This window comes from Streptomyces sp. NBC_01481 (assembly GCF_026339995.1).
Taxonomy (GTDB): Bacteria; Actinomycetota; Actinomycetes; order Streptomycetales; family Streptomycetaceae; genus Streptomyces.
In genome coordinates this window covers 1-15,437 of record NZ_JAPEPT010000008.1, presented here as the reverse complement: position 1 = coordinate 15,437, position 15,437 = coordinate 1, and the positions used below count along the sequence as shown (strand labels likewise).

Annotated in this window: 16 protein-coding genes; 7 read left to right on the top strand and 9 right to left on the bottom strand. The window is 69.4% G+C overall.

Annotation, left to right across the window (positions count from 1 at the left end; genetic code table 11):
• Positions 1–102: 102 nt before the first annotated feature.
• From ruvX to rpsD, 5 genes are all read right to left on the bottom strand, one after another.
• Positions 103–567 carry a Holliday junction resolvase RuvX gene (gene ruvX / locus OOK40_RS33920; RefSeq protein ID WP_266489347.1) on the bottom strand — a complete coding sequence of 155 codons (465 nt, stop codon included), beginning with the start codon at positions 565–567 and terminating at the stop codon, positions 103–105.
• Positions 567–3,236 carry an alanine--tRNA ligase gene (gene alaS, locus OOK40_RS33915; protein WP_266489345.1) on the bottom strand — a complete coding sequence of 890 codons (2,670 nt, stop codon included), beginning with the start codon at positions 3,234–3,236 and terminating at the stop codon, positions 567–569. Before alaS ends, ruvX begins: the two co-directional genes overlap by 1 nt.
• Entirely contained in the window at positions 3,236–3,571 is a 336-nt protein-coding gene (locus OOK40_RS33910) for a DUF6167 family protein (RefSeq protein WP_266489343.1), read from the bottom strand. Before OOK40_RS33910 ends, alaS begins: the two co-directional genes overlap by 1 nt.
• Before the next feature lie 6 nt (positions 3,572–3,577).
• Positions 3,578–4,006: a DUF948 domain-containing protein gene (locus OOK40_RS33905; protein ID WP_266489342.1), complete on the bottom strand. Its 429-nt coding sequence runs from the start codon at positions 4,004–4,006 to the stop codon at positions 3,578–3,580.
• Positions 4,007–4,220: 214 nt separating this feature from the next.
• Positions 4,221–4,835, bottom strand: coding sequence for a 30S ribosomal protein S4 (gene rpsD / locus OOK40_RS33900; RefSeq protein ID WP_266489341.1), 615 nt, complete (start codon positions 4,833–4,835; stop codon positions 4,221–4,223).
• Between the two features lie 188 nt (positions 4,836–5,023).
• On the opposite strand from rpsD, the gene OOK40_RS33895 reads away from it, so the two are divergent.
• Positions 5,024–5,707: a DUF2470 domain-containing protein gene (locus tag OOK40_RS33895; protein ID WP_266489554.1), complete on the top strand. Its 684-nt coding sequence runs from the start codon at positions 5,024–5,026 to the stop codon at positions 5,705–5,707.
• Between the two features lie 12 nt (positions 5,708–5,719).
• Here OOK40_RS33895 and OOK40_RS33890 read toward each other — a convergent pair whose 3' ends face one another.
• Both OOK40_RS33890 and OOK40_RS33885 read right to left on the bottom strand, forming a co-directional pair.
• Positions 5,720–7,069 carry a replication-associated recombination protein A gene (locus OOK40_RS33890; RefSeq protein ID WP_266489340.1) on the bottom strand — a complete coding sequence of 450 codons (1,350 nt, stop codon included), beginning with the start codon at positions 7,067–7,069 and terminating at the stop codon, positions 5,720–5,722.
• A 45-nt stretch (positions 7,070–7,114) separates the two neighbouring features.
• Positions 7,115–7,747: a vitamin K epoxide reductase family protein gene (locus tag OOK40_RS33885; protein ID WP_266489338.1), complete on the bottom strand. Its 633-nt coding sequence runs from the start codon at positions 7,745–7,747 to the stop codon at positions 7,115–7,117.
• Positions 7,748–7,884: 137 nt separating this feature from the next.
• Between OOK40_RS33885 and OOK40_RS33880 the strand changes: the two genes are divergently transcribed.
• From OOK40_RS33880 to OOK40_RS33865, 4 genes are read left to right on the top strand one after another with little or no spacing between them, the layout of a single operon-like run.
• Positions 7,885–8,739, top strand: coding sequence for an ABC transporter ATP-binding protein (locus OOK40_RS33880; RefSeq protein WP_266489337.1), 855 nt, complete (start codon positions 7,885–7,887; stop codon positions 8,737–8,739).
• Positions 8,736–9,584, top strand: a complete 849-nt coding sequence (locus OOK40_RS33875) for an ABC transporter permease (RefSeq protein ID WP_266489335.1) — start codon at positions 8,736–8,738, stop codon at positions 9,582–9,584. The genes OOK40_RS33880 and OOK40_RS33875 overlap by 4 nt, the downstream gene beginning before the upstream one ends.
• A complete protein-coding gene (locus OOK40_RS33870; RefSeq protein WP_266489333.1) occupies positions 9,542–10,783 on the top strand; it encodes a sensor histidine kinase in 1,242 nt (413 codons plus the stop codon). Before OOK40_RS33875 ends, OOK40_RS33870 begins: the two co-directional genes overlap by 43 nt.
• Positions 10,780–11,400 (top strand): response regulator transcription factor, encoded by a 621-nt coding sequence (locus OOK40_RS33865; protein ID WP_266489332.1) that lies wholly within the window; start codon positions 10,780–10,782, stop codon positions 11,398–11,400. Before OOK40_RS33870 ends, OOK40_RS33865 begins: the two co-directional genes overlap by 4 nt.
• Before the next feature lie 146 nt (positions 11,401–11,546).
• On the opposite strand, the gene hisS is transcribed toward OOK40_RS33865, so the two are convergent.
• Both hisS and OOK40_RS33855 read right to left on the bottom strand, forming a co-directional pair.
• Complete coding sequence (hisS, locus tag OOK40_RS33860) at positions 11,547–12,809, bottom strand: histidine--tRNA ligase (RefSeq protein WP_266489331.1); 1,263 nt, start codon at positions 12,807–12,809, stop codon at positions 11,547–11,549.
• Positions 12,810–12,820: 11 nt separating this feature from the next.
• The gene (locus OOK40_RS33855) at positions 12,821–13,528 is read right to left on the bottom strand and encodes an MBL fold metallo-hydrolase (RefSeq protein ID WP_266489330.1); all 708 of its coding nucleotides are present in this window, start codon (positions 13,526–13,528) and stop codon (positions 12,821–12,823) included.
• A gap of 133 nt (positions 13,529–13,661) precedes the next feature.
• Here OOK40_RS33855 and OOK40_RS33850 point away from each other — a divergent pair, with 133 nt between their 5' ends.
• Together OOK40_RS33850 and OOK40_RS33845 are read left to right on the top strand one after the other, a co-directional pair.
• Entirely contained in the window at positions 13,662–14,453 is a 792-nt protein-coding gene (locus OOK40_RS33850; protein ID WP_266489328.1) for a peptidylprolyl isomerase, read from the top strand.
• 177 nt (positions 14,454–14,630) lie between these two features.
• On the top strand, positions 14,631–15,437 hold an 807-nt coding region (locus OOK40_RS33845; protein WP_266489326.1), incomplete at its 3' end, for a DUF349 domain-containing protein.

Genomic DNA, 15,437 nt, shown 5'->3' with positions numbered 1-15,437 from the left:
ATCCCCTAGGGCCGCGAGGCAGACGCGGAACGTGCCGACCTCTTTTCTGTGCGGCAGCTGTTCGAACACCACCGCATCGCGCGGAACGTTACCGTATCGCGATCAGACAACCACTTCGACGCCCTCGCCCGGCGCAGTCCCGGACGCCCGTTCGGACTCCAGAGCGTTCTGAAGGATCACCACAGCGGCAGCCTGGTCGATGACGGAACGGCCTTTTTTGGACTTCACGCCCGAAGCACGGAGCCCCTGACTGGCCGTCACTGTGGTCATCCTCTCGTCTACCAGTCGGACCGGAATGGGGGCGATGCCGTTGGCGAATTCCTGGGCGAAGCCGCGGATCTTGACGGCGGCCGGGCCTTCCCCGCCGCTGAGCGAGCGGGGCAGGCCGACGATGACCTCGATGGGCTCGTACTCCTCGACGAGCTGCTTGAGGCGCCGGTGGGCGGCCGGGACATCGCGTCCCGGCACGGTCTCCACCGGAGTGGCGAGGATCCCGTCGGGGTCGCACGAGGCGACCCCGATGCGGGCGTCCCCGACATCGAGCGCGAGGCGGCGGCCTCTGCGCATCAGGCGGTCTCGGTGACGAGGCGCTCGACGGCGGCCACGGCGTCGCCGATGGCGTCCGGGTTCTGTCCGCCGCCCTGGGCGACGTCCGGCTTGCCGCCACCGCCGCCGCCGAGGGTCTTGGCAGCCGTACGGACCAGGTCGCCGGCCTTGAGTCCGCGCTCGCGGGCAGCCTCGTTGGTGGCGATGACCGTCAGCGGGCGGCCGTTGGCGACGGTGAACAGGGCCACGACGGCCGGGCGGTCGCCCTGGATGCGACCGCGGACGTCGAGGACCAGCTTGCGCAGGTCGTCGGCGCCGGTGCCGTCCGGCACCTGGCCGGTGACCACCGCGACACCGCGTACGTCCTTGGCGCCCGAGGCGAGACCGGCGGCGGCCTGCAGGACCTTCTCCGCGCGGAACTTCTCGATCTCCTTCTCGGCGTCCTTGAGCTTGGCGAGCATGCCGGAGATCTTCTCGGGAAGTTCCTCGGGACGGCCCTTGACCAGCTCCTGGAGCTGGGCGACGACCGTGTGCTCCCGGGCGAGGAAGTTGTAGGCGTCGACGCCGACGAGGGCTTCGATACGGCGCACACCGGAGCCGATCGAGGACTCGCCGAGCAGCTTCACCAGGCCCAGCTGGGCGGTGTTGTGCACATGCGTGCCGCCGCACAGCTCCTTGGAGAAGTCGCCGATGGTGACGACGCGGACCCGCTCGCCGTACTTCTCGCCGAACTCGGCGATGGCGCCCTGCTTCTTGGCCTCGTCAATGCTCATGACCTCGGCCTGGACGTCGAGTTCACGGGCGAGCACTTCGTTGATCTTCTGCTCGACGTCGGTGAGAACCGTGCCGGGGACGGCCGAGGGCGAGCCGAAGTCGAAGCGGAAGCGGCCCGGGGAGTTCTCCGAACCGGCCTGGGCGGCCGTCGGGCCGAGGGCGTCGCGCAGCGCCTGGTGGGTCAGGTGCGTGGCGCTGTGGGCGCGGGCGATGGCGCGACGGCGCCTGGTGTCGATGGCGGCGTAGGCGGAGGCACCCACCGTCACCTCGCCGACCTGCACCGAGCCCTTGTGCACGGAGACGCCGGGGACCGGCTGCTGGACGTCGCGGACCTCGATGACGGCGCCCGTGTCGAGCTTGATGCGGCCCTGGTCGGCGAGCTGGCCGCCGCCCTCGGCGTAGAAGGGGGTGCGGTCGAGGACGATCTCGACCTCGTCGCCCTCGGTGGCGGCGGGCGAGGGGACTCCGTCGACGAGCAGGCCGACGATGGTCGACTCGCCCTCGGTGGAGGTGTAGCCGGTGAACTCCGTGGCGCCGGACGTGTCGGCGACCGAGCGATAGGCGGAGAGGTCGGCATGGCCGGTCTTCTTGGCCTTGGCGTCGGCCTTGGCCTGGTCCCGCTGCTGCTTCATCAGGCGGCGGAAACCGTCCTCGTCCACGGAAAGGCCCTGCTCGGCGGCCATCTCCAGGGTGAGGTCGATCGGGAAGCCCCAGGTGTCGTGGAGCAGGAAGGCCTTGTCGCCGGCGAGGACCGTGCCGCCGCCGGCCTTGGCCTCGGTGATGGCGGTGTCGAGGATGTTGGTGCCCGCCCTGAGCGTCTTGAGGAAGGCGGCCTCCTCGGCGAGGGCCACGGCCTCGATCCGCTTGCGGTCGGTGATCAGCTCCGGGTACTGCTCGCCCATGGTTTTGATGACCACGTCGGCCAGCTCGGCGATGACGGGCTCGGTGGCGCCCATGAGGCGCATGTTGCGGATGGCGCGGCGCATGATGCGGCGCAGGACGTAGCCGCGGCCCTCGTTGCCGGGGGTGACTCCGTCGCCGATGAGCATCACGGACGTACGGATGTGGTCGGCGACCACGCGCAGGGAGACGTCCGAGCCGTGCTCGGCGCCGTAGCGCACGCCGGTCAGTTCGGTGGCCTTGTCCATGACGACGCGCAGGGTGTCGGTCTCGTACATGTTCTGTACGCCCTGCAGGATCATCGCGAGGCGCTCGAGGCCGAGGCCGGTGTCGATGTTCTTGGACGGCAGGTCGCCGAGGATCGGGAAGTCCTCCTTGCCCTCGCCGGCGCCGCGCTCGTACTGCATGAAGACCAGGTTCCAGATCTCCACGTAACGCTCGTCGTTGACGGCCGGGCCGCCGTCTTCGCCGAACTCCGGGCCCCGGTCGTAGTTGATCTCGGAGCAGGGTCCGCAGGGGCCCGGGACGCCCATCGACCAGAAGTTGGGGCCCATGCCCAGGCGCTGGATGCGCTCGGCGGGCACACGGATCACGTCGCGCCAGATCTGCTCGGCCTCGTCGTCCTCCTTGTAGACCGTGATCCACAGGCGCTCGGGGTCAAGGCCGTAGCCACCGTCCGCGACGGAGCTGGTCAGCAGCTCCCAGGCGAACTTGATGGCGCCTTCCTTGAAGTAGTCACCGAAGGAGAAGTTGCCGCACATCTGGAAGAACGTGCCGTGCCGGGTGGTCTTGCCGACCTCTTCGATGTCCGGCGTACGCACGCACTTCTGCACGCTGGTGGCGCGCGGGGACGGCGGCTTGGCCTCGCCGAGGAAGTACGGCTTGAAGGGAACCATGCCGGCGGGGACCAGCAGCAGAGTCGGGTCGTCCGCGATGAGCGACGCCGAAGGCACGACGGTGTGCCCGCGCTCCTCGAAGAAGCTCAGCCAGCGGCGGCGGATTTCAGCCGACTCCATCAGTGGTCCTCATTCCGGTTGTACGAGTTGTAGGAGTGCTTGTCGTGTGAAGGCCCCGGCCGGTCGATCGCGGCGTAGCGGCGCTGCGTGGGCAGTTCGGGGTCGACCGGTGCATCGATGCCGAGTGCTTCACCCAGTTCGGCCTCGCGCTGGACCATGCCCGCCCGGACGTCGAGTGCGAAGTCCTTGAGCTTGTGGCCCGCGTCGATCGCCTTGTTCGCGGCCTGCGCCGCAAGGCTTTCGGGGGTCAGCTGCCTGAGCTTGCGATTGACCTTGGTGGTGGCCCAGATGCCGGCTGCGGCGCCGGCGGTGAACCAGAACGTGCGGCGGAACATGGTGCGTCAGCCTTTCCGCTTACGCCGGGGCGACGGCACGGTACGCCCGGCGATCACCGTTCGACGCGACGGCGCGGCAGGGGCGTCGTCGCTCTTGCGGCTCATGGCCCGGCGCACGCCGTAGCCGAAGGCTGCGACCTTGACCAGCGGCCCGCCGAAGGTCGAGGCGACCGTCGTGGAGAGCGCCGATGCGTTCGATGTGACTTCCTGGACGTCCGTCGCGATGGCGTCGACCCGGTCGAGCTGGGTCTGTGCGGAGCGCACCGTGGCGGAGGCGTCGGCCAGCAGGGGCACCGCCTGCTCGGTCACGTCCGCCACCAGCTTGGTGGTCGCTCTGAGCGTCTGGGCCAGCCTCACCAGCACCACGGCGAGGAAGGAGACCAAGATCGCCCAGAAGACGGCCACCAGGATCCCGGCAACCTCTCCACCGGTCACGCTGCACCGCTTTCTGCTCGTCGATGGACACCACGGAAATCGTCCTCCGACCCTATCGCGCCCAGGGTCGCACCCCATACCGCATTCCTGCCGGGGAGAAAGGGAACGGCTCCGGAAACGCGAGAGCCCGCCGGCTCCCCCACCTGTAAGGGGGGAGCGGCGGGCTGAAGCTGTGTGAGCTACTCACCCAGCTACCGCTGGGAGGGCCCCCAGATCAGCGGGCGTAGTACTCGACGACCAGCTGCTCGTCGCAGATGACCGGGACTTCCTTGCGGTTCGGGTCACGGTCCAGGCGGAACGCCAGGGCCTTCAGGTTGACCTGCAGGTAGCGCGGGGTCTCGCCGTCGGCGGCGAAGCCACCCTCACGCGCGACCTGGAAGAGCGGCTTCTCGCGGCTGCGCTCGCGGACCATCACGACGTCGTCGGGACGGACGCGGAACGACGGCTTGTCGACCTTGCCACCGTTGACCTCGATGTGGCCGTGGACGACCATCTGGCGGGCCTGGTAGATGGTGCGGGCGATGCCCGAACGCAGGACCAGGGCGTCGAGGCGGCGCTCGAGCTCGATGACCAGCGCCTCGCCGGTCTTGCCCTCGGCCTTCTTGGCGCGGTCGTAGGCGCGGGCCATCTGGCGCTCGCTGATGTCGTACTGGGCGCGCAGACGCTGCTTCTCGAGCAGACGGACCTTGTAGTCCGAGTTCTGCTTGCGGCCACGGCCGTGCTCGCCCGGCGGGTAGGGGCGGGCTTCGAAGTACTTGACGGCCTTCGGCGTCAGCGCGATACCGAGCGCACGAGACTTCTTGACCTTGGGACGCGACTGGTTAGGCACGTTCTCCAGACCTCCGTTGTAGGTTAGGTTAGGCTCACCTTACTCAAGGAGATCGCATGTCTCGCCCTGGGAACACCAAGCGCATCACGGACAGCACGAAGAACGTCGACGCATCCAATGGCGTCGAGGCGACGGAGGTCCGATCAGCTCATGGTCAGCCGCGTCCCAGCGGGCTTGAAATCGCGCGGATGCCGTCAGCAGCCGAGCGCACACGAACTCTCGTACAGAGTACATGCTCAGCGGTGCTGCTCATCCCGGGGGTGGACGCCGCACGCCCCGAGCAGCTGACCCCGCAGGCGCGGGTCGTGGGAACCGACGGTGAGGTGTTCCTGCTGTTTCCTGCCGATTCCCCGGCCGTGCGCGCCGCCACGCACGCGCAGGACGACGAACTCTCCGCTGTGCTGGAGATCACCGATGTCGCGCCGGTCTCGGTGCCCCACCGTATCCGCGGCCGGGCCTGGATCTACGGCTGGCTCACCTGCGCACCCGGCCTGGCCGCGCCCGGCGCCATGATGCTGCGCCTCGAAACGGGCGAGGCGTGGGTGGACGATCTGTGGGGTGCGGAGGGCGTCGAGCCGGAGGACTTCGCGCAGGCGTCCGTCGATCCGCTCGTCGCGCACGAGACCGAGCTGCTGCAGCATCTGCACTCAGCGCACAGCGAGCAGGTGCAGGAGCTGTGCGGGCTGCTCAGCGAGAGGACGGGCGCGAAGGGGCAGCGGGCGGTGCCGCTGTCGCTGGACCGGTTCGGGCTACGGGTGCGGTTCGTCGGCGGGCGCAGCTTCGACGCGCGCTTCGACTTCCCCACGCCGGTGCGCGATGTCGCGGAACTGCGCCGGGCCATGTACAGGCTCTTCGAGGCCGCGTCGCATTGAGGTCCTGTCCGGTTACTCGCCGCGCAGGCGTTCGCGGACCTTCTCGACCACGTCGGCGTACCGCGCCTCCGCGCCGTACCTCGTCGGTTCGTAGTAGCGCTTGCCCTGCACCGCGTCCGGGGCGTACTGCTGCGCGGCGATTCCGCCCGGGACGTCGTGCGGATACACATAGCCCTGCGCATGGCCGAGCTTGGCCGCGCCCTTGTAGTGGCCGTCGCGCAGATGCGGCGGGACAGCTCCGGCCAGACCGGCGCGCACGTCCGCGAGCGCCGCGCCTATCGCGGTCGTCGCTGCGTTCGACTTGGGGGCCAGCGCCAGCGCGATCGTGGCGTGGCTGAGGGTGAGCGCGGCCTCCGGGAAACCGATCATCGCCACCGCCTGGGCCGCGGCGACGGCGGTGGGCAACGCCGTCGGGTCGGCGAGGCCGATGTCCTCGCTCGCCGAGATCATCAGCCGGCGGGCGATGAAACGGGGGTCCTCCCCCGCCTCGATCATGCGGGCCAGATAGTGCAGCGCCGCATCCACGTCGGAGCCCCGGATGGACTTGATCAGGGCGCTCGCCACGTCGTAGTGCTGATCGCCGTCGCGGTCGTACTTCACCGCCGCGCGGTCGACGGTCTCCTCCAGCGTCTGGAGGCTGATCTCGCTCTCGCCCTTGTCGATCGCCGCGCCCGCGGCCGCCTCGAGCGCGGTCAGAGCCCGGCGGGCGTCGCCGCCCGCGATCCGCCGCAGATGGGCCTCGGCGTCCGCGGGAAGACCGACGGCTCCGCCCAGGCCCCGCTCCTCGGTGAGCGCCCGGCGCAGCAGTGCGCTCAGGTCCTCGTCGGTGAGCGACTCCAGGGTGAGCAGCAGGGAGCGGGAGAGCAGGGGCGAGATGATCGAGAAGTACGGATTCTCGGTGGTGGCGGCGATCAGCGTCACCCAGCGGTTCTCCACGGCGGGCAGCAGGGAGTCCTGCTGGGCCTTGGAGAAGCGGTGGATCTCGTCGAGGAAGAGGACGGTCTCCTTGCCGAAGCCGCCCGCGGCCCGGCGGGCACCGTCGATGACCGCCCGTACTTCCTTGACTCCGGCCGTGATCGCGGAGAGTTCGACGAAGCGCTTGTTGGTCGCCTTGGAGACCACGTACGCGAGGGTCGTCTTGCCGATGCCCGGCGGACCCCAGAGGATCACCGACGAGGGTCCGGCGGGGCCTCCGCCGCCCTCGCCGACGAGGCGGCGCAGCGGTGATCCTGGCTTCAACAGGTGCTGCTGGCCGACGACTTCGTCGAGGGTACGCGGGCGCATCCGAACGGCCAGGGGGCTGCTGGACGGATCCTTCTCCTGGCGTTCCTCGGCTGCGGCGGTAAAGAGGTCGGGCTCCACGCTGTGCAGCCTATGTCAGCGGTCTGACAGTCCCCCGTGGCCGGGTCAGCTGGTCCAGAAGTCCCACCAGCGGGTCAGGACGAGCATCCCGATGATGCCGATCCAGAGCACCGGCGGCAGCCAGTGGAACTCCAGCAGTCCCTTGCGCAGCCCCTCCGGCACCTTGATGATCCGGTGCTCGATGTTGTGCAGCGTGACGTAGCAGAACATCACGATGGTGGCGATCCAGGCCAGCGAGCACCACAGGCACAGCGCGTTGATCTCGTACAGCGACTGGTACTGCAGCCAGGTGCAAAAGCCCACCCCGAACAGACACCCGGCATTGAGACCCAGCCAGTACCAGCGCCGGTAACGCGCCCCCGCCAGCAGCGCCACACCGATCGCGATCACCATCGAGTACGCCACAAGCCCCAGCATCGGATTCGGGAACCCGAACGCCGACGCCTGCTCGCTCTTCATGATGTTCCCGCAGGACACCACCGGATTCAGACTGCACCCCGGCGTGAAACCCGGATCCTCCAGCAGCTTGAACTTGTCGATCGTGATCACCCACGACGCCAGCAGACCCGCCGCACCCGTGATCACCAGAAGCCAGGAGAAGGCACGACTGCCGCCGATCGTGCCCTTGGAGCCGTTCTCCCGCTCGGAGGACACGTCGTCAACCGCTGCAGTCGTCATATCCCGTTCCATCGCTCAGTGGCCTGCTGGGGGCACGGTCATTCTGCCGCACCCGCACCTGTGTCCACCGTTCGATGGACATAAGGATGTACGGACGGTCGTCCCCCGGGGCTCACTTCGGCGAGAAGCTCATTGCCATGACAGAACTCGCGGTGAACGTGCGCGGACTGCGCAAGCGGTACGGCGATGTGACAGCGGTGGACGACCTGGACCTGGGCATTGACCGGGGCGAGGTCTTCGGCATTCTCGGCCCCAACGGCGCGGGCAAGAGCACCACGGTGGAGATCCTTCAGGGTCACCGCTCCCGGGACGCGGGCGAGGTGACCGTACTCGGCTCGGACCCTGCGACCGGAAACCGCCACTGGAGGTCCAGGATCGGCATCGTCTGGCAGGACGAATCGGCGCCCGCGGAGTTGACGGTCCAGGAGACGGTGTCCCATTTCGCCAGCTACTACCCGAAACCGCGCGACCCCGAAGAGGTCATCTCGCTCGTGGGTCTCGAGGAGAAGGCGTCGAGCCGGATCAAGGCGCTCTCCGGCGGGCAGCGGCGCCGGCTGGATGTGGCGCTGGGCGTGATCGGCGGTCCCGAGCTGCTGCTGCTCGACGAGCCCACGACAGGCTTCGACCCCGGCGCCCGCCGCCGGTTCTGGGAGCTGATCCGGCGGCTGGCGGACGAGGGCACCACCATCGTCCTGACCACGCACTACCTGGAGGAGGCCGAGGTCCTCTCCGACCGGCTCGCGGTGATCGCCGCGGGCAAGGTGGTCGCCGAGGGCACCCCGGCCGGCCTGCGCGAGGAGTACGGCACGCAGGCCACGGTCACCTGGACGGAGCGGGACGGAGCGCCGCGCTCCGAGCAGACGGCGACCCCGACCCGTACCGTCGCCGAGCTCACGCGCCGATTCGACGGCGAGATCCCGGGCCTGCTGATCAGCAGGCCGACCCTCGAAGACGTCTATCTGCGGCTCACCGGACAGGAGGCGGCGCGATGACCACGGTCACGGACCTGAAGATCGGCGTACGCAGCACATCACCCCAGCTTCCCGGGGCCTGGCGGCTGGGGCTGCTGCGCGGCCGCCTGGAGGTGCTGGCGTTCTTCCGCCAGCGCGAACAGGCCATCTTCACCTTCGCCTTCCCGATCGTCTTCCTCTTCCTCTTCGCGTCGATCTTCAGCGACGACGTGAAGGGCGCGGGCATCACCGCGTCCCAGCTCTATGTGCCGGCGATGATCGCGGCAGGCATCATGTCGACCAGCTTCCAGTCGCTGGGCATCTCCATCGCGATCGAGCGGGACGAGAAGCAGCTCCGGCGGCTGCGCGGAACGCCGATGCCGCCTGCCGCGTACTTCCTCGGCAAGGTGTGGCTGGTCCTGGTCACCGGGCTGCTGGAGACGGCGGCGCTGCTGGTCGTCGGCACGGTGTTCTACGATGTCGATCTGCCCACCAGCGTGGGCAAGTGGCTCACCTTCGGCTGGATATTCGTCCTCGGTCTGACCGGGTGCGCGCTGCTCGGTATCGCCATCAGCAGTGTGCCGAAGTCAGGGCAGAGCGCCACCTCCGTGGTCGTACTCCCCTTCCTGGTACTGCAGTTCATCTCCGGGGTGTACATCGCGATCAACACCATCCCGGACTGGATGCTGAACGTCGGCGCGATCTTCCCGCTGAAATGGATGTGCCAGGGTCTGCGCGGGGTGTTCCTGCCGGAGTCGGCCTCCGTGCTGGAACAGGCGGGCAGCTGGGAGTACGGCCGTATCGCCCTGGTACTGGGCGCCTGGTGCATCGGAGGACTGGTGCTGTGTCTGCTGACCTTCCGCTGGAAGAGCCGGCGCGACGGCTGAGCGGGCCGGCCGGGGCGCGCGACTCCGACGCCTGGGACCGCAGCTTCCTGCCCTGGGACGTGTACTTCGCGGTCGTATGGACGGCGACGCTGATCTTCACGCTCGCCACCCCGAGCTCCGGCTGGCCGGTCCGTCTGGTCGCGGCCGCGCTGTTCGTGCTGCTCGCTCCCTGGTACGTGTGGGTCGGACGGGCCGAGCTGATGGCCCGGGCCGGGGCCGAGCGGTACCCGGTGCGCTATGTCGCCGGGTCGGTGCTGCTGTTCCTGGCACCGGCGATCCTGGTGGGCGAAACCCGCATCGCCGCCTTCGCGCTCGTCCCGCAGTGCTTCATGCTGCTGCGGATGCGGCTCGCCCTGATCGCCGTGGCGGTCATCAACATCGCCCCGGTGGTCGGGTGGGCCGTCCTGTGGCGGCCCGACGCTCAGACCGTCTTCTTCCAGTCCCTGTTCGCACTCGTCAGTCTGGCCTTCTCGGCAGTACTCGGCAGCTGGATCATCCGGATCATCGACCAGAGCAGGGAACGGGCAGCGCTGATCGCCGAGCTGGAGGCCGGCCGGGAGGAGATCGCGCGCCTCTCGGCGGACCGCGGGGCCCTTGCCGAGCGGGAACGGATGTCCCGCGAGATCCATGACACCCTCGCCCAGGGGTTCACCAGTGTGCTGATGCTGCTGCAGGCGGTGGACTCGGAACTGGAGCGCGATCTGCCGCAGGCACGCCGCCATCTGGAACTGATGGCGGACACGGCACGGCAGAACCTCGCCGAAGCACGCGCCCTGGTGGCCGGTGGCGCACCGGCGGACCTGGACGACAACTCGCTGCCGGACGCGCTGCGCAGGCTCGCCGCGCGCCAGGACACGGCCGCGTCCGTCGAAGTGACGGGCACCGCACGGCCGTTGGCCCCGGCGCTGGAGGTGGTGGCGCTGCGCACCTGCCAGGAAGCCCTGGCCAACGCCGCCAAGCACGCCGGGCCCGGGACGACGGTGGCCATCGCGCTCGCGTACACCGATGCCGCCCTGTCCGTGTCCGTACGCGACACGGGCTGCGGCTTCGACGACTCGGTGCCGCTGGGGGGCTACGGGCTGAACGGGCTGCGGGCCCGGGCCGCGGAGGTCGGCGGCTGCGCCGACGTACGCAGCGCGCCGGGCCGGGGCACGACTGTCACCGTACGACTGCCACTACCCGATAGGAGCGGTACGTGATCCGCATTCTGCTCGCCGACGACCATCCCGTCGTACGGGAGGGCCTGCGCGGGATGCTCGGCGCCGAGCCCGACCTGACCGTGGTCGGCGAGGCGTCGAGCGGGCCGCAGGCGGAGGCGCTGAGTGCCGAACTCCAGCCGGACATCGTGCTGATGGACCTGCGCATGCCGGGCGGCGGGGGCGTCGAGTCGATCAACCGGATGCGGGCGGCAGGACTGCCCTGCCGGGTGATCGTGCTGACGACGTACGAGACGGACACGGACATCCTGCGTGCCGTGGAGGCGGGGGCGGCGGGCTATCTGCTCAAGGACCTGGCCCGCGGCGAACTGGCCGACGCGGTACGGGCGGCGGCCCGCGGCGAGACCGTACTGGCCCCCTCGGTGGCCGCGCGCCTGGTCGACCAGCTGCGTCGGCAGCCGGAGCGGCCGCGGCTGTCGGAACGCGAGACGGCGGTGCTGCGGCTGGTGGCGGAGGGGTGCACGAACGCGGAGATCGGACGTCGGCTGTACATCGGGGAGTCGACGGTGAAGACGCATCTGCTGCGGATCTTCGGGAAGCTGGGGGTGGACGACCGCACGGCGGCGGTGACGAGCGCGATGCGGAACGGGTTGCTGTGACCTGTTCCCCACCCGCCCTTTCCCGTAACTGGGGCTTCGCCCCAGACCCCGTATGCGACCTTCGGCCGCATGTCCTCAAACGCCGGACGGGCTGAAATTCAGCCCCGCCGGCGTTTGAGGCGCGGGGGTCCGGGGGCAGCGCCCCGTCAGGCCAGGCGTTCGCGGATCGCGTCGACCGCATCCGCAAGCGCCACCGGCGACTGCTCGCCGGACTGCATGTCCTTCAGCTGGACGACCCCCTCCGCGAGGTCCCTCTCACCGGCGACCAACGCATACCGCGCCCCCGACCGGTTCGCACTCTTCATCGCGCCCTTGAGCCCCTTCCCGGCGTACGAGAAGTCCGTCGCGACACCCGCCCTGCGCAGCTCGGTGACGAGACCGAACAGCACGCGCCGCGCCTCCTCGCCGAGCGGGACCGCGAACACACTCGTGGTGGCGGGCAGTTCGAGCTCGATGCCCTCCGCCTCCAGCGCCAGGACCGTACGGTCCACGCCGAGCGCCCAGCCGACCGACGGGAGCGCCGGGCCGCCGATCATCTCGGAGAGGCCGTCGTAGCGGCCGCCGCCGCCCACCGCGGACTGCGAGCCGAGACCGTCGTGGACGAACTCGAAGGTCGTACGCGTGTAGTAGTCGAGGCCGCGCACCAGCTTCTCGTCGTCCTGGTAGGCGACACCCGCCGCGGTCAGCAGCTCGCGCACCTCTTCGTGGTACGCCTTGCACGCGTCGCACAGGTAGTCGCGCAGCAACGGCGCGCCCACCAGCTGCTTCTGGACCACGGCCCGCTTGTCGTCGAGGACCCGCAGCGGGTTGATCTCGACCCGGCGCCGGGTGTCCTCGTCGAGCTCCAGCCCGCGCAGAAAGCCCTGCAGCGCGTCGCGGTAGACGGGCCTGCACTCCTTGTCGCCCAGGGAGTTGAGCAGGATGCGGAACTGGCTCAGGCCGAGCGTGCGGTACGCCTGGTCGGCCAGGATGATCAGCTCGGCGTCGAGCGCCGGGTCCTCGGCCCCGATCGCCTCGGCGCCGACCTGCGAGAAGTGCCTGTAGCGGCCCTTCTGCGGGCGCTCGTAGCGGTAGTACGAGCCGGAGTACCAGAGCTTGACCGGCAGATTGCCGAGCTTGTGGAGATTGGCCTGCAGCGCCGCGCGCAGTACGGACGCGGTGCCCTCGGGGCGCAGCGCCAGCTTGGTGCCGCCCTTGGTCTCGAAGGCGTACATCTCCTTGGAGACGATGTCGGTCGACTCGCCGACGCCACGCGAGAACAGCTCGACGTTCTCGAAGCCGGGCGTCTCGATGTAGCCGTAGCCGGAGTTCTTCAGCGGCGCGGCGATGGCCTCACGTACCGCGAGGTACTTCGCCGACTCCGGCGGGATCAGGTCGTACGTGCCCTTGGGGGCCTGAAAGGTGCTCACGGAAACTCTCGTCACATTCCTCGTCGAGGAGCGGGTTCCGCTCCCAGGCCGGCGGCCACGTCCCGAAGGTACGGGTTGGCGGCACGCTCGCGGCCGATGGTCGTCTGGGGGCCGTGGCCGGACAGCACCACGGTCGAGTCGTCGAGCGGCAGGCACACACGCGCCAGCGACTCGAGGATCTCGGCGTGGTCGCCGCCGGGCAGGTCCGTGCGTCCGATGGAGCCGGCGAACAGCAGATCGCCCGAGAAGAAGACCGACGGGATGTCGTCGGCCTCGGGCATCCGGAAGGTCACCGACCCCTTGGTATGGCCGGGCGCATGCGCGACCGAGAAGTCGAGTCCGGCGAGGCGCAGCTGCGCGCCGTCGGCCAGTTCCTTGACGTCGTCCGGCTCCCCCACGGTCAGCTCACCCATGAGCGGCATGCCGATCGACATGCCCAGGGCCTTTTCCGGGTCGCTCATCATGTACCGGTCCGCGGGGTGGATCCACGCGGGTACGTCATGGGCCCCGCACACCGGGACGACGGAGGCGACATGGTCGATGTGGCCATGGGTGAGGACGACGGCGACGGGCTTGAGCCGATGCTTCTTGAGTGCTTCCTCGACGCCTTCGGTGGCCTGGTGACCTGGGTCGATGATCACGCACTCCTCACCTGCGGCGGGGGCGACCAGGTAACAGTTGGTCCCCCAGGCCCCGGCGGGGAACCCGGCAATAAGCACGATCGTCCTCGGTGTGGTGGTGGAGAGCAGCAGATCAGAGCCTACCGGCGCTGCTCGTCCCACAGCCAACCCGTATACGGTACGGGGCACACTCGACCGGTTGGCATCACGCGACGTACAAGGAGAACACCCGGTGGTCACCAGCGATCAGCGGCGGCGGCAGCTCGCCAGGGAGAAGTTCGAGCGCCAGCAGCAGCGTCGGGCCCAGTCCCGCAAGAAGAACCAGCGGTACACGATCGTCGCGGCGGTGCTCGCCGTGGTGCTCGCCGCGGGCGCCGCCGCCTATGCCTCGATCGGGCTGTCCGACGGGGACACCAAGGCCGACGGCGCGGCGGGCGACAGCCAGTCCCCCAGCGCCGCCCCTTCCCCGAGCGAGAGCACCTCCCCCGAGCCCGCCATGTCGATCGACAAAAAGGCGAAGTACTCGATGGAGCTCGCCACGAACCAGGGCGCCGTCAAGATCGCCATGGACGCGGCCAAGACCCCGCACACCGTGAACTCGTTCAAGTCCCTGGCGGACAAGGGCTACTTCAACGGGACGAAGTGCCACCGGCTGACCACGGAGGGGATCTTCGTGCTGCAGTGCGGAGACCCGAAGGGCGACGGCACGGGCGGGCCGGGGTACACGATCCCGGACGAGAATCTGACCGCACTGGGCAAGGCGGGCGCGGACGGCACCGTGACCTATCCGGCCGGGACCGTGGCGATGGCGAATACCGGCCAGCCGCACTCCGGAGGCAGCCAGTTCTTCCTCGTCTACAAGGACTCCAAGCTGCCGCCGAGCTACACACCGTTCGGAACGATGGACGCCGCGAGCCTCAAGGCCGTACAGACCGTGGCGAAGGACGGAGTGGCGGGCGGAGCCAAGGACGGGGCCCCCAAGAAGGCTGTCACCATTGAGAAGGCGGTCGTCCCGAAGGCGTGAGCCGGGGAATTTCGGCCGCGCTGAGTGCGGACAGCCGGGCGGCCGGTCGCCTAGATTGGGCGTTGTGCAGCGCGGCCCGGATTGTTGCGTTGTGGAGGGCGGGCGCGGCCCGTCCAGGAAACTGTGGACGATGCCCGGGGGCGAACCCCCTCGCAGGCATCAGGTGGAGGAGGCGCTGTGAGCAGCGACCCGTGGGGCCGTGTCGATGAGACGGGCACCGTGTACGTGCGTACTGCCGATGGCGAGAAGGTCGTCGGATCGTGGCAGGCAGGGACTCCCGAGGAGGCTCTGGCCTACTTCGAGCGCAAGTACGAGGGCTTGGTGGTCGAGATCGGCCTCCTCGAGCGGCGGGTGAAGACCACCGATCTCTCGGCCAAGGACGCCCAGACCGCCATCGACCATCTGCGCCAGCAGGTGGACGAGCATCACGCCGTCGGCGACCTCGACGCACTGAGCAAGCGCCTCGACGGGCTCGTGGCGACGGTCGAGAAGCGCCGCGAGGAGCGCAAGGTCCAGAAGGCGAAGCAGAACGACGAGGCGCGCCACTCCAAGGAGGCCCTGGTCACCGAGGCCGAGGAGCTGGCGCAGAGCGAGCAGTGGCGGGCGGCCGGTGAGCGGCTGCGGGCGCTGGTGGACACCTGGAAGGGCCTTCCCCGGCTCGACCGGAAGTCCGACGACGAGCTGTGGCACCGCTTCTCGCACGCCCGCTCGGCGTTCTCCAAGCGCCGCAAGGCGCACTTCGCCTCGCTGGACGCTCAGCGCGAGGAGGCCCGCAAGACCAAGGAGAAGCTGGTCACCGAGGCCGAGTCGCTGTCCGGCTCCACGGACTGGGGCACGACGGCCGCCCGCTACCGCGAGCTGATGACGGAGTGGAAGGCCGCGGGCCGCGCCCAGCGCGAGGCCGAGGACGATCTGTGGAACCGTTTCCGCGGCGCCCAGGACGTCTTCTTCGCCGCCCGCAGCGAGGTCTTCGCCGAGCGGGAC